The sequence below is a fragment of the Parahoeflea alexandrii genome (genome assembly GCF_027214025.1).
Classification (GTDB): domain Bacteria; phylum Pseudomonadota; class Alphaproteobacteria; order Rhizobiales; family Rhizobiaceae; genus Hoeflea; species Hoeflea alexandrii_A.
On record NZ_JAPWHB010000008.1, the window covers coordinates 17,211 to 30,522 of the forward strand.

General features: G+C 58.4%; 13 protein-coding genes. 4 read left to right on the forward strand and 9 right to left on the reverse strand.

Features of this window, described 5'->3' with window-relative positions:
• Positions 1-50 precede the first annotated feature (50 nt).
• From O4H62_RS22790 to O4H62_RS22800, 3 genes are read left to right on the forward strand one after another with little or no spacing between them, the layout of a single operon-like run.
• Entirely contained in the window at positions 51-716 is a 666-nt protein-coding gene (locus O4H62_RS22790) for a GntR family transcriptional regulator (RefSeq protein ID WP_269391174.1), read from the forward strand.
• Positions 717-752: 36 nt separating this feature from the next.
• On the forward strand, positions 753-902 hold the full coding sequence (locus O4H62_RS22795; protein ID WP_269391175.1) for a LysR family transcriptional regulator: 150 nt from the start codon (positions 753-755) through the stop codon (positions 900-902).
• A 21-nt stretch (positions 903-923) separates the two neighbouring features.
• Positions 924-1,439 carry a LysR family transcriptional regulator substrate-binding protein gene (locus O4H62_RS22800; RefSeq protein ID WP_269391176.1) on the forward strand — a complete coding sequence of 172 codons (516 nt, stop codon included), beginning with the start codon at positions 924-926 and terminating at the stop codon, positions 1,437-1,439.
• A gap of 520 nt (positions 1,440-1,959) precedes the next feature.
• On the opposite strand, the gene O4H62_RS22805 is transcribed toward O4H62_RS22800, so the two are convergent.
• The 3 genes from O4H62_RS22805 to O4H62_RS22815 all read right to left on the reverse strand — a co-directional run bounded on the left by O4H62_RS22805 (position 1,960) and on the right by O4H62_RS22815 (position 4,962).
• Positions 1,960-2,811, reverse strand: coding sequence for a fumarylacetoacetate hydrolase family protein (locus tag O4H62_RS22805; RefSeq protein ID WP_269391177.1), 852 nt, complete (start codon positions 2,809-2,811; stop codon positions 1,960-1,962).
• Between the two features lie 112 nt (positions 2,812-2,923).
• Positions 2,924-3,907 carry an NAD(P)H-quinone oxidoreductase gene (locus O4H62_RS22810; RefSeq protein ID WP_269391178.1) on the reverse strand — a complete coding sequence of 328 codons (984 nt, stop codon included), beginning with the start codon at positions 3,905-3,907 and terminating at the stop codon, positions 2,924-2,926.
• Between the two features lie 74 nt (positions 3,908-3,981).
• Entirely contained in the window at positions 3,982-4,962 is a 981-nt protein-coding gene (locus O4H62_RS22815; RefSeq protein WP_269391179.1) for a VOC family protein, read from the reverse strand.
• A gap of 251 nt (positions 4,963-5,213) precedes the next feature.
• Here O4H62_RS22815 and O4H62_RS22820 point away from each other — a divergent pair, with 251 nt between their 5' ends.
• A complete protein-coding gene (locus tag O4H62_RS22820) occupies positions 5,214-6,002 on the forward strand; it encodes a helix-turn-helix domain-containing protein (RefSeq protein ID WP_269391180.1) in 789 nt (262 codons plus the stop codon).
• Positions 6,003-6,018: 16 nt separating this feature from the next.
• On the opposite strand, the gene O4H62_RS22825 is transcribed toward O4H62_RS22820, so the two are convergent.
• The 6 genes from O4H62_RS22825 to O4H62_RS22850 all read right to left on the reverse strand — a co-directional run bounded on the left by O4H62_RS22825 (position 6,019) and on the right by O4H62_RS22850 (position 13,306).
• Complete coding sequence (locus O4H62_RS22825; RefSeq protein ID WP_269391181.1) at positions 6,019-6,624, reverse strand: nuclear transport factor 2 family protein; 606 nt, start codon at positions 6,622-6,624, stop codon at positions 6,019-6,021.
• Between the two features lie 104 nt (positions 6,625-6,728).
• Positions 6,729-7,730 carry a TRAP transporter substrate-binding protein gene (locus O4H62_RS22830; protein WP_269391182.1) on the reverse strand — a complete coding sequence of 334 codons (1,002 nt, stop codon included), beginning with the start codon at positions 7,728-7,730 and terminating at the stop codon, positions 6,729-6,731.
• A 101-nt stretch (positions 7,731-7,831) separates the two neighbouring features.
• Complete coding sequence (locus tag O4H62_RS22835; RefSeq protein ID WP_269391183.1) at positions 7,832-9,133, reverse strand: TRAP transporter large permease; 1,302 nt, start codon at positions 9,131-9,133, stop codon at positions 7,832-7,834.
• Positions 9,134-9,176: 43 nt separating this feature from the next.
• Complete coding sequence (locus O4H62_RS22840; RefSeq protein ID WP_269391184.1) at positions 9,177-9,707, reverse strand: TRAP transporter small permease; 531 nt, start codon at positions 9,705-9,707, stop codon at positions 9,177-9,179.
• 151 nt (positions 9,708-9,858) lie between these two features.
• The gene (locus O4H62_RS22845; RefSeq protein ID WP_269391185.1) at positions 9,859-11,460 is read right to left on the reverse strand and encodes a bifunctional 3-(3-hydroxy-phenyl)propionate/3-hydroxycinnamic acid hydroxylase; all 1,602 of its coding nucleotides are present in this window, start codon (positions 11,458-11,460) and stop codon (positions 9,859-9,861) included.
• 181 nt (positions 11,461-11,641) lie between these two features.
• Complete coding sequence (locus tag O4H62_RS22850; RefSeq protein WP_269391355.1) at positions 11,642-13,306, reverse strand: sulfatase-like hydrolase/transferase; 1,665 nt, start codon at positions 13,304-13,306, stop codon at positions 11,642-11,644.
• Positions 13,307-13,312 lie beyond the last annotated feature (6 nt).

Here is a 13,312-nt window from a genome sequence, read left to right on the forward strand (position 1 = left end):
TATACGCGGTGCATCGGGACTTCAGAATTCAGGCAGCAAGGGAATGCCTTATGGCATTGAAAAGCATTAAGCAGGATCGTCCGCGTCTGGCCGACATTGTTTACAACCAACTGCTCGAGGCTATCCGCAGCGGCGCCATTTCAGACGACGAGAGGCTCGTCCAGGAAAAGTTGGCCGAGGAAATGCAAATCAGCCGTACACCGGTGCGTGAAGCATTGCTGAGGCTGGAACAGGAAGGCATTCTGGTTGTCGCTCAGCGCGGCGGGTTCAGGGTATACCGCATGTCGCGCGACGAGGTGCATGAGCTCTATCAGGCCCGCGCCGCGATTGAGGGGCAGGCCATGCGTGTCCTTGCAACCAATCCGGATGCGAAAAAAATTCAGGAATTGCGAAAGCTGATCGAGAAGGAGGAAAACATATCCTCTCCCTCGATCGATGCGTATTTCACGGCCAATCGCAATATTCACCGCAAGATCGTCGAGTTGTCGGACAACCGTTATCTGCTCGAAATGTTCGACAACATCTGGAATCGCGGGGTTTCGTACAACCTGTTTGCCGCCATCGCCAAGATTGATCTGGCACAGTCCCTCGGCGATCACCTGAAACTGGTTGATGCAATTGAGACAGGGAACCCGATTGTTGCAATGGAAGCTATCGTGGACCACATCGCCCACGGCTTCGACCTGCAGATCAAGGCGCTGGAAAGTAAGGGTTAGGTGTTCAGTCCCGGCAATTGTTGGATCGGGTTGACGATGAATCTGTTCCGCTGGTTTCTGGAGAACCCCTTGACCATTTCGCCCACCCGCATCCGCGCCGCAAACGCCGTCGCTGCAGCCGGTTGCTTTGCGGCGGCCGCGCGACTGCTCGGCATATCCCAACCGGCGGTCTCGCAGCATATATAGGGGATCGAGGAACAGTTCTGCGTGCGACTGTTCCAGCGCCGCAACGGTGCGCTTCATCCGACCGTATCGATCACGGTGGAGACCGGTTCCTTCGAAGAGATCACCGCGGCGGTTATCACACGCCGCGTGGATGTCGGTGTGCTCCCGAACGTGCCGGACGACGGGCGCTTCCGGCGTGAGCTCCTGCTCTGTCAGCAGGTCGTGGCCATCGCCAACCGCGACAGCGTCTTGGCGGCCGAGGGTTGCTTGAGCTGCGAACAATTGATCACCGCACCCCTGATCTTCAGAACGAGGGGATCCTCGACCCAACGCATCGTCGACAGAGCTTTCAATGCCGCCGGACTTTGCCCGGTCCCGCTGCTGACGCTCGACACTCATGATGGAGTTTATGAAACGGTCGCAAACGGCATTGGGGTCGGCTTCATGTGGTGCGAGGGCACCGGTCGAACAGATACGATCCAGCGTATACCCGTCCGCGAAATGGACCGGCGCTATGACGAGGTGTCTTCACCCTGCGCGACGAGGCTGGCCAGGTGAGTGACACCTTCTTCGCAGCAGCGAAGGTTTTCAGCGGTTCAGTTCTGGCGGTGGCCGGGACGAAAGAAACTGAGAACACCAAATTGTATTCCTGGCATGTGCGGCCCGCCAGACCATGCTGATCCAGCGGTTGCCATGCTCCCACCGGTAAGATCCCATTTTCTCGCAAGTGTCGCCGCAATCAGGGCCCCGCAACCGAATATCTTCCTGATATAAATGCAAAACCCTGATCCTCCGACAGGGGACTTTTGCTGTGAAACGGAATAGGAGGGGCATCTCCGGCCTGATTGTGCTCCGATCCCAAAAACCGGAACGATGTTGGGCCGTCCTGTTGAATAGATCCCAACTTCAACCGCTTTCGCGTGGGTCACTTTCCCACAACATCGGCGACGGCCGGGCGGAAACGGCTGTCACCCAAGACCTTGGACAGCCTTGGCCCTGCCGGCATCTATTCGCACTCTCAGCACAATGGTGTTCTTGATGATGCACCGAATCCAAAAGACAACCTCAATCGTGACGATCAGCCTTCATCCTCGATGCTGTTGGACAGGGTGCCGATCCCGGAAATCTCGACTTCGATCCTGTCGCCCTGCTTCATGAACAGTTTCGGTTCTCGGAACAATCCAACGCCGCTTGGCGTGCCCGTGGCGATGATGTCGCCTGGCAGAAGTTCGGTCATGATCGAGAGGTAGGCGATGAGTTCGCCGATATTGAAAGCAAGATCTGCAATCGGTGTCGACTGCACCACCTCTCCGTTCAATCGGGTGACCAAGAATTGCGCCGCTGGATCGGTCAGTTCGTCTGCCGTCACCAGCCATGGCCCCATGGATCCGCTCCGGTCGAAGTTCTTGCCGGCCCAGAATTGCGAGGTGTGGCGTTGGTAATCGCGGATCGAGCCATCGTTGAAACAGCTGTAGCCGGCAACATGATCCATCGCTCTGTCTTCCGAAATATTGCGACCGGGCTTGCCGATAATGACGGCAAGTTCCCCTTCAAAGTCAAACCAGTCGGATGCATTGGGGCGGATCATCGGAACCCGGTGGCCGACAAGCGAGGATGGGTAGCGGGTGAAGATTGCCGGCTTTTCAGGCTTGTCGCGCCCGGTCTCCTTGATATGCGTCATGTAGTTGAGGCCGATGCAGATGATCTTGTCGGGGTTTTGCACCGGCGGCAGCAGCGTTACATCCGTCAGGTTCAGCACAGGCCCGGCTTCCGACGCAAGCTTCACTTCATGCAATGCATCGGCTGCCAGCACGGCGCGCAAGCTGGTGTGTTTGGCGCGCAGATCCGGACCAACATCGTGCAATTTGTCGTCCGTGGCGACGCCATAGGATGTCGTTCCATCAGCGGTGATGTAGGATGAGATGCGCATGTCTTGGCTCCGGTTCATTATATGTGAGTGCCGTCGATACACCGGCACCGTTCGGGTCGCGCGCTAAGCCTTGCAAATGTCCGCCCTGTGAACACCGGCAAGCACCGGCGTGCTAGCTGGTTGAGACATGCAGGAGGATCTTGCCGATATGGCTGCCCTTTTCCATCTCGCGATGCGCTGCTGCCGCATCTTCAAGCGGAAATCGCGAGGCAATTGTCGGCCGCATCCTGCCGTCAAACAACGGCAGGACGTCGCGTCTGATCAGTTCCGCGATTTCGGCCTTGCAGCTCAAGGCCAAGGGCCTGAGCAGCGAGCCGGTGATCGAAATCCGTTTCGCCATCAGTGGCTTCAACGGCACTTGGAGCATCCCGCCACCTCCGGCGGAGAGATGGGCAATGCGGCCGTCCGGCGCCATCATCTCGAGATCGGCAGCGATATGGGCGCCGGCCGACATATCCAGCAGGGCGCTGATACCCGCCCCGCCGGTCGCATCCCTGACCTTGGCCGCCAGGTCCGCGTCCTTGTAGCTGAAGGCGGCATAGGCCCCAAAACCCGTTGCGGCCTTGACCTTCTCGTCGCTACCGGCGGTCGCCAGCACCCGGTAACCGAGAGCCGACAAGGCCTGCAGAGCAAGGTGGCCGACGCCACTGGTTCCACCATGGATCAGGGCGAACTCTCCCCGCTTGAGGTGCATCAGGCCAAAGAAATTCCACCAGGCCGTAAACAGCGCCTCGGGAATGCAAGCCGCCTCGTCCATGTTGAGGCTCTGAGGGATCTTCATCACAAGGGCAGTGTCCGCCAGCGCGAATTGTGCATACCCGCCGCCCTGAAGCAGGGCCATGACCTGATCGCCAACGGCAACATCGGTGACGTCGTCCCCCAGCTGCACCACAACACCCGAAGCCTCCAGTCCGGGGATCGGGTTGCCGTCATGATGGACCCCAGCTGCCCGCTGATTGCAATCATGGCGGTTCACACCAGCAGCAGTGACCTTGATCAACACCTGGTGCTGGCCTGGACGCGGCAATGGCATGTGTGCGACCTGCAATACTTCGGGGCCGCCGGCAGCCGTGATGATCATTGCTGTTTGCTGCATTGGCATGCCCATGTTCATTTCTCTATCTTGAGGCTTTCTGGTTTGCTTTCCAAAGCCTGGCTCGGGATCAGAAATCATTTCTTGTCAGCAAGACTGTCGAGCCATGCGCAGTTTGGAACCGGATCAGGCGCGCGCATTCCTCGTGCCGCCGCATCCAGACGCATCTCGCGCATTTTGATCCGAACCGGCGAGTCCTCGGGCAGATGCACACGCTCATGCCCCCAGTAGCTGGGTCCGTCAAAGGTCTCATGCGGCTCCCATGTGTCGGGATCGACTTCGCGTGCGCCCCAACCATACTCGATAAAAAATCCTGAAGGTGAGTTCGCATAAAAGCTCATCATGTGGTCATTGGAGTGGCGCCCCAGCGTATAGGCCAGACGATCCTTCTCCTGCTGGGCCAGATCATAACCCTGGCCGACGTCGTCCAAGGACTGCAACTCGACCATGAAATGGTGCATGCCCCTGCGCCCGGACCCGACCATCGCAAAGCTGTGATGCCGTCCGTTGATATGGAAGAAATAAAGCTTGTAGGGCGTCATGCCGTAATCGCTGACCTTGAACCCCAGCAGGTCGCGGTAGAAGGGCAGCAGAGCGTCAATATTCTCGACATGCAGCACGGCGTGCCCCATGCCCAGTGAGCCGGTCTTGAACCCCGATATCGGCCTGCCGGGAACGAACGGATCGCTGGCAATTTCCGGTTTGCAGAACACTTCCAGATGATTGCCGTCAGGATCCTTGAACGAGATCAGTTGGCTGACCAGGCGTTGATTCGCCAATCCGGCCGCTTCGAGCCTGACGGCGACGCCGGCGTTTTCGAGGCGACCGGCCAATGCGTCGAGCGCCTCCGGGGAGCTGACTTCCCATCCCATGAAGTCCAGCCCCTCCGTGCCATCATCGGTGACCAGCAGGCGCTGCTTCCTGTCGTCCATGCGAAACGCGCGGGATCCGGCGCCCCGGTCTATTTGCTGCATCCCCAGGAGCTTGGTCGCGAAGGTGCTCCACTCGTCCGTTCTCGAAGACCGGATGCCGATGTAGCCGAGTGAACTGAGCGTCATGTTTCGATCTCCCTACCCATGGTTGCCTTCCGACGCTAGCCGACCGGCAGGCATGTCGCCTCTGCGCGATAGGCGTTGTCCATCAAGCGGACACGGTTGGGACGGCTTCGCGTCATGCCGTCAGCGGGTGATAGGGCATTTCTCCGCTTCCCGGCTTTCGGCTGCACGGGTGTCAGAAAATCTGGTGGCTTGCGCCATTGATCAAAACTTCGGAAGATGTCCGCCAGTCGGACGAATTGGAAGAGGGCGTCATGTCTGGGTTTGGGTCGGTGCGGTCCCTGGAACGGGGCCTGGAAGTGCTGCAATGCGTCAATCAGAAGAACGGCCTCAAGGCGGGCGACATCGCCAAGGAAACCGGTATTCCGCGACCAACGGTCTATCGTCTGCTGGAAACGCTCGAGGGCATGAATTTTCTCGTGCGCGACCATTCGTCGGACAAGTGGCGGCCAACGCTGAACACCAAATCACTCAGCTCCGGGTTTCGAGACGAGGACTGGGTGTGTCAGCAGGCGGTTCCCGAAATGGTGCGGTTGGGACGCGAGATCCTGTGGCCGCTGGATCTGGTCACCTTCAAGGATTACCGGATGGAGGTTCGGGAATCGACCCACAACATCAGCCCCTATTCGGTGGATCATGGGATGGTCGGGCTCAAACTGCCTGTGCTCGATACTGCCGGTGGGCGGGCATACCTGGCGTTCTCACCCGAGGAAGAGCGCGCCCACACGATAGCCGGTCTCCAGGCAGAATTCAGCCTGGAAAAGCCGATCTATCTCAGCGATGGTCCACTCGACTACATTTTGGAAGAAACCTGCAAGCTTGGCCTGGGCTACCGCCAAAAAGGATACCGCGCAGCGACGATGAGTCTATCCGCACCGATCTATCACGAGAGCCGGATCCTGGCTTGCCTGACCATGGTCTGGATAGGCAGTGCATTGCCCTTCGCCAAGGCCGTGGAACTCTACGCCGACAAGCTGCTTGCATGCGCCCGGACAATTTCGAGCAGGCTGGATGAACAATTCAAGGTGCCCGACAACACCTGAAGGTGAAGCTCTCCGATTATCCTTCTGCCAACCACAGATCAGCATCCGCCAGCAATCTGTCTGCTTCGGCCGACCCGTCGCAGATAATGCCTGAATGAAGCGTCCGCCCGGATGTGATCAGCCTGTAGCCAAGATAGCGATAGGGCTCCGGAATGGCGGAAAAATCGGTTTCGGCCATGAACCGGTCGAACGCGGTTCCCGGCGCAACCGGATCCATCCGGTCCTTTTCATACACCGCGTCACGGCGCGCGATGCGCCATCCGTCCTTCGTCCGGATCAGGCGATCGGCAAAGCGAGCGTAGCTGGTCACATCCACCGTCACATCTGAAGCTTCAAACCGGCCAAGTATCTGGATGTTGGTTTCCGCGATCGCGCGAACGCCGAGAACCTTGGCAACCGGAACGCCGATAAGATGTTTGGTCCGTGGCGAAACAGCTTTGTACTGCTTTTGGGAAGCGGCGACGAAATCGTCGATGACCCCGGTAAACCAGGTGACCGAGATTGTTCCGCCGGGAACGAATGTCCGGGCCAGTTCCGCCCATCGGCCCTGGTCCCGAAAGAATCCCCAGCTCTGGATCAGCTGGCTGATCTCTAGGATGTCTGCCGCTTCTGAAGTGTTCACGAAACAACCTTCCCTGATAAGATGGGACAATCGCGGAAACTGCTGGCAACCCGGACGCAATACGGCGCTGCCCGATCAAAGGCAGCGCCGTACGCATGGAATGTTCAGTTGGAGGCGTCAGCGATGGCCTTGGTCATAGCATCATGGATGGCCTGTCCATTTTCATTCTGGGCGATCCAATCCGTCGTCGAAACGGCCAAGGCGTCACGCCACTCTTTGGCCAGCGCTTCATCAGGAACGAGTTCCTTGATGCTGTGCGCCGCAAGATTTCGTTTGCGTGCTTCCGCGACATTGGCATCAAAAGATTTGCCAAAACGTTCGGAAAATGCCGCGCCGGAAAATGTGTCGAGCGCAGCCTTGGCCGCATCCGATAGGCCATCATACTTGGCCTTGTTCATGATGATCAGCATCGGTGTCGCACCCAGCGGCAGGTCAATATAGTGCTTCACCACCTCGCCCATGCGGAATGTCTCGATCGCACCCCATTGGGTGAAGGTCCCATCAATCAAACCGCGGCTCATGCTCTCGGCCATGGTCGGCCCGGTGATGCCGCCGACGGGTACCGCGCCCAGGGCGTCAATGGCGGACAGCATGGTCGGGCCGGGCGCCCGCAGATTCAAGCCTTTGAGATCTCCAGGCGCCTTGATTTCCGCGATTGTCGCCAGCCCATTGGGAGCGGATACCATGATCCCGATGAGTTTGAACTTGTCGTAATCGCCGGTGAAAAGTCCTTGCTCATACATGCTCCACATTGCTGCCGACCCGGCGGCTGAGTTTGGAATCATGAAAGGCAATTCGCTGACTGTGCCCTGATCGAACCGACCCGGCGTATATCCGGGGATCACCCAGGCAATGTCGGCCACGCCGTCTTCTACCAGCTTGAGCTGTTGGGCCGGGCTGCGGCCAAGCGTGCCACCGGGAAACATCTGGATTTCCAGTTCGCCGTTTGACGCCGCCGCCACGTCTGCGGCCCACGGAGTAAGGATATTCTTGGTAACGTGTGCGACGGGCGGCTCGAAACTCGAGAACCGCAAAGTCTCTGCCGCCGCCGAACAGCTCAAACCGACGGCAATTGCGCCCGCAAGCGCCAGTATCCTGATATTCATGTGATCCTCCCAGTTTGGTTTTTGTTCGTTGAAGAATTAGATCAATCACTAAAGGCAAGCTTTCGCTAACCGTGAACCGTCCACCTATCGGACACTCCACGTCAGCCGAGAACGCTCGGCAACCACAAGGTCAATGACGGGAAAAGTACCAGCAAGGTCAGGCGGACCAGGTCGGCGCACAAGAACGGGACGATGCCGCGATAGATCGTGGTCAGGCGGATGGACGTGTGCATGGAGTTCAGCAGCATGACATTGATGCCGATCGGCGGCGTGATCATGCCTATTCCAATTACCACGACATTGACGATACCCCACCAGACAAGATCATAGCCCAATCCCTGAATCACCGGAATGACGAAGGGCAAGGTGATCACCATGGCGGCGACCTCATCAAAGAAAGCGCCCAGAAAGATGTAGAGCAACAACAGTCCGAAGATGATGAGGAGCGGTTCGACCGACAATGCGGCGATGGTATCGACCAGATACTGGGCGCCGCCCGTGACTGAAACGAAGTAGGAGAATATCGTCGCCCCGAACACCATGATGTAGATCATGGCTGTCGCAGCGCTTGCCTCAGCCATAACCCTCAGAAAGGTTTTCCGATTGATCTTTCGACGCACGATTCCGAACAGAAAGGCAACGACAACGCCAACCGCGGCGGCCTCGTTGACGGTAAAGACACCCGAATAGATGCCGCCTAGCACTACCACCGCCAGAACAATCACGCTCCAGCCATGACCCAGCGCCACCATCCTTTCGTTCAGGGGCATTTTTTCGGCTATCGGGGCAGCTTCGGGATTTCGTGCCACCGCATATTGAACCGCGACCGCATAAAAAATGACGGCTAATGCCGCGGGAATGATGGCGGCGGTGAAGAGGTCAAGCACCGACTGTTCGGTAAGGACGGCATACAGGATCATCATGCTTGAGGGTGGAACGATGATACCCAGCGTTCCGCCGGCCGCGATCGAACCCGCCGCGAGGCCAGGCTGATAGCCCCGGGACAGCATTTCGGGCATTGCGACCCGCCCGAAAGTGGCCGTCGTTGCGACGCCTGATCCGCAAATGGCGCCAAATCCCGCGCTTGCCACAACCGTTGTCGTCGCCAGACCGCCTCTCCTGTGCCCGAACAGTGCGTTGGCCATATCGTAGACGTCGGACGCTAGCCCTCCGGCGGCGGCGAGGCTACCCATCAGCATGAAGAGCGGGATGACTGCGAGATCGAGATTGCCCATGGCCGAAGCGGGTTCGCTTGCCATAAGCGACAAGGCAGGGCCCCAGCCGGTGATTTGAGCAAATCCCGTGACGCCGACAAGCGCCATGGCAATGCCGATCGGCACGTGCAGCGCGATCAGCAGCATCATCACGCAGAACCCGAGCAGGGCGAGCAGGAGGGGATCCATTAGAGGCATTCTCCTTCAATTTTCGGCTGGGATTTACTTGATTTCACAGAAGCTGATCGAGGGTGTGCGCGGGCGCTTCGGAATTCCCGCCCAGAACGACATTGCAGAAGTCGCCTATGAGAACGACAATCTGGATCAGGACCGCAAACCACATCATGACGGCGGCCAAGCTCCACCATGGCCAGATTGGCCAACCAAGAACCCAGGTTTTGTCGCCGTTTTCGTAAAGACCACGGGCGTAGGGCACGAATTGCCAGGCGATGGCAACGATGAAAACGAGCGTCAGCAGGCTGGCGAACAGCTCAAGCAGGGCGTTGAGTCGCTTGCCCGCGATTGCCCCGAAAACTTCGACCTTGATATTCTGCTTCATCGCCAGATTGGCGGGTACGCAAACTGCAATGACCACGGCCATGACAACCGAGCTCACATCGTTGACACCCTGGATCGGGGTTTGAAAGAGCCACCGCAAAAGCACGTCCAGCGTCGTCATCAGCGCCAGCAGCAGCAGGCCAGTGAACCCGACCAGCGCAAATGCACGGGCCATGGCTTTCGCATCGCGAACGATCTTGTGCATTCAATACCCTCCCAACGAGCGCTTTGGCTCGACCAGCGCTTTGGCTGGTATTTTTTCTACGGCAGAGGTTTGATTGCCAGACGTGGCATTTCAATCTCGTACAAAGAATTGTCCGCATGCCGGACGCCGCGCCAACGGATCTGTATCCGATTCAGGCGACCTTTCGAGTGAAACCCGCGCCTGACAGCAGGCTTTCGTAGCGTGCAATCGTGCTTTCCAGTTCATCGGGAAACATCGCCGCCGCGCAATACCTGTCAGGCCGGATCAGAAGGATCTGATCCCGATGGGTTAGCAACGGTCGGGCGATATCGGTATCTGAGGAATGCAATGCCGTCGGTGTATCGCGACCCATTGTATTGAGATCGATTACCGTGAGCGGCAGGCCCATGAGTGATGTCCTGCCGAGCTTCGACAACGCGGCTTTTGCACTATCGCTCTGCCCGATCAGCGCAAAGCCCACGCCAAGTATTTCGTCCAGCAAGATTTCCTTCTCGCCTGCGATGACCGCAGGCTGTGGGATCATCTCCCCAACCAGCGAAGCCTCGAAGACAGGGGTTTCGATATCCAGAAACAGACCGGCACCATAACGCGGCTTGGGCTTGAAACGCATCTGGATCAAATAGTCTCGAACATTTGGAAACGGTTCCAGCGCTTTGACCAGCAGATCCCGGAACATGATCTGCTCGGCGCCAGCGGGCATGATGAAATTGCCCATGGTCACCGCCAACTGGATCATGTGCCATGCGGGCTTGCGCCGCTCTTCTTCATAACTGTCGAGAATTGCCGGGCTGGCGCCGCCATTCAGCACACTGGCAATTTTCCAGCCAACATTATGCGTGTCGCGGAATCCGGCGTTCATCCCTTGCCCCGCAAAGGGCGGCGTCAGATGTGCCGCATCACCCAACAGCAAAATGCGGCCGTCGCGAAAGCTCTCGGCCATCCGGGCGTGAAAGGTGTAAACGGTCTTGCGAACCACATCGCGGACGTCGAGCCCTCGGTAGGGCTTGACAAGCTCGGCCAGAAACGCGTCATCCAACACCTGCTCCCGGGTTTCTCCGTCCAGCACCATGAACTCATAGCGCCGCCCTCCGCGCGGAGCCGGCACGCTGACGGCCGGGCGCGTCGAGCTGCACATGAACTTGGAGAAGTTGGAACTGTCGGGATCGTTGAGCATATCGAGGACGATCCAGTCCTGCTTGTAGGTGCTGCCGGACATGGCAATACCAAGCCGTTCGCGAATGGGGCTGCGCCCACCGTCGCAGGCCAGCACCCAGTCTGTCCTGATCTCATGCGTTGCGCCGGAGGCGTCGCGGATCAACACAACGGCATGATCGCGCTCCTGCCTGATATCCAGAACGTCAGAAGAGAACCGCAAGGCACCGGGGGATTGTTGCTCCAGGCGATCGCGTAACTCGGTCTCCAGCTCTGGCTGATTGATAAAATACCGCTTGCGGAATCCGTAGGTCGTGAGCCCGGCCCCTGTCTGGGCAAAACAGTTCCCAGTATCGTCATAATACCGCGATCCGTCACTGATGGCGGCCTTTTCGACATAGGTCTTGTCGATCCCGAAGACCTGAAATGTTCTCAATCCCTCATCATCAAGAACGATGGCGCGCGGCAGGTTCAGTGGTTCGCCTTCCCGTTCAAGAACGATGCATTCGACACCGTAGGCAGCCAACAGATTGGCTGTTGTCAAACCTGCCGGACCGCCTCCGACAATCACGACCGGGATTTCTGCGGGATATGAAACCATTGCTTATGCCCTTCCCAAACTGCGAACGCCATTTCCAACTGTCACCGTTACAGCCTCACAAAGACGCGGCTGTCTATTTGAAGCCTGGGGGCGTTCACGTGGTGGACATGCTGGCAGGCTGGCGCACATGCTCACCGGCCTGGCCAAGCCGATTTCGACCTTTGATGGGGATGGACGGATGCTACTGGTCGTATTGCTTGCGAATTTTCGCCTTGCGATCGCGGTAGTGGATTGTCAGATCGAGGGGGACGTCGTTTTCATCGTAAACACCCAGCACAACGCCGCGCCGGCGAAGGGTCTTGCGCAATGCAACCAGCTGTTCATCGCTACGGGTGGTGCGCTGCGATGTACGTCGCGACCAGCGGAACAGTTTGTCATACATCGCGGCTATGACCGCTTCATGGGCACTGCTGTCGCCCAGGTCGGTCAATTCACCCGGGTCCGTCTCAAGATCAAACAGGATCGGGCGAAAACCGCCTTCGCAATGGATCAGCTTCCATCGCTTGTCGGCAACCATGAACAACACGGACTCGCGCACCGCCAAGTTCAACCGCTGGGAAATCGGAGTCGCAGCGAAGTCATATTCCGAGATTACCGCGTCGCGGTCCCAGCCATCCCGGCCATGAAGAAGCGGCAACAGCGAACGGCCTTCCAGTATATGACCGGGCACCTTGCCGCCCGCCACCTCGACAAATGTCGGCGCTAAGTCAATGGCTTCAACCAGTTCATCGCAGACCGTGCCGCGCGTGCCGTCCGCGTCCTCCGAGGGATCAAAGATGATCAAGGGAACCTTGACCGAAGCGTCATGGAAAAAGGTCTTTTCCCCCATCCAGTGATCGCCGAGAAAATCGCCATGATCGGAGGTCAGGACAATCATCGTCTCCTGCATGCGTCCGGATTTTTCCAGCCACTCCAGCAGCGCGCCCAGCTGATCGTCGCATTGCTTGATCAGCCCCATATAGGCCGGGATAACCGCATTGCGCACCTCGTCCCGGCTGAAGGCCTGCCCGATCGGCGAGGTCATGAACGCCTTGAGCACGGGATGGGCGTTGTCGAATTCCGCCTGGCTGCGCACCGGCGGTACCACATGCTCGGGCCCGAACATGTCATTGTAGGGAGCTGGGGCGATGTAGGGCCAGTGCGGCTTGATGTAGCTCAGATGGCAAAGCCACTGGTCGTCTCCGGACCCGTCAATAAACTCCATGCCGCGGCGGGTCAGGTAGGGGGTCTCGCTGTCAGGCTCCTCGATGTTGGCCGCTTCCTGCGCATTCCGCATGAACCAGCCTGAAAGCACATTGCCATCGCCATCCACGCCGGAATTCGCGTGGTCGTGCCAGGGATTGTTACCCTCATAGCCATGTTCACTGAGATAGGTGTCATAGGCCTCACCACCGGGCTCAACCAAACGCCCATCAGGACCCACCGCCCTCATTCCATCATCGCGCTCGAACACGTCAAACCCGCATTCGGCGACCCGCGCGCCAATGATGCTGTCGGGTTCCAGGCCAAGCCGCCGCATGCCTTCTGCGTCGGCATGCATGTGGGTCTTGCCCACCAACCAGCACGCCATGCCCGCGTCCCGCAAATGATCACCCATGGTCAACTCGCCCACCTTGAGCGGCGTGCCGTTCCAGCTGGCGCCGTGGCTGTGAACATAACGACCGGTATAGGTCGACATCCGCGATGGACCGCAAAGCGGAGCCTGGACATAGGCACGGGTGAACCGGACCCCCATTCCGGCCAGCCTGTCGATGTGTGGCGTTTTCAGATGAGGGTGTCCGTAACAGCTAAGATAATCCCAGCGAAGCTGGTCGAACATAATGAACAGGATGTTCCTGGATTTCACGACCGG

Bases quoted from the DNA above. Each gene is read 5' to 3' on its own strand.
- O4H62_RS22790 (WP_269391174.1), top strand. From the start codon at position 51: ATGGCATTGAAAAGCATTAAGCAGGATCGTCCGCGTCTGGCCGACATT.
- O4H62_RS22795 (WP_269391175.1), top strand. From the start codon at position 753: ATGAATCTGTTCCGCTGGTTTCTGGAGAACCCCTTGACCATTTCGCCC.
- O4H62_RS22805 (WP_269391177.1), bottom strand. From the start codon at position 2,811: ATGCGCATCTCATCCTACATCACCGCTGATGGAACGACATCCTATGGC.
- O4H62_RS22810 (WP_269391178.1), bottom strand. From the start codon at position 3,907: ATGCAGCAAACAGCAATGATCATCACGGCTGCCGGCGGCCCCGAAGTA.
- O4H62_RS22815 (WP_269391179.1), bottom strand. From the start codon at position 4,962: ATGACGCTCAGTTCACTCGGCTACATCGGCATCCGGTCTTCGAGAACG.
- O4H62_RS22820 (WP_269391180.1), top strand. From the start codon at position 5,214: ATGTCTGGGTTTGGGTCGGTGCGGTCCCTGGAACGGGGCCTGGAAGTG.
- O4H62_RS22830 (WP_269391182.1), bottom strand. From the start codon at position 7,730: ATGAATATCAGGATACTGGCGCTTGCGGGCGCAATTGCCGTCGGTTTG.
- O4H62_RS22835 (WP_269391183.1), bottom strand. From the start codon at position 9,133: ATGGATCCCCTCCTGCTCGCCCTGCTCGGGTTCTGCGTGATGATGCTG.
- O4H62_RS22840 (WP_269391184.1), bottom strand. From the start codon at position 9,707: ATGCACAAGATCGTTCGCGATGCGAAAGCCATGGCCCGTGCATTTGCG.
- O4H62_RS22845 (WP_269391185.1), bottom strand. From the start codon at position 11,460: ATGGTTTCATATCCCGCAGAAATCCCGGTCGTGATTGTCGGAGGCGGT.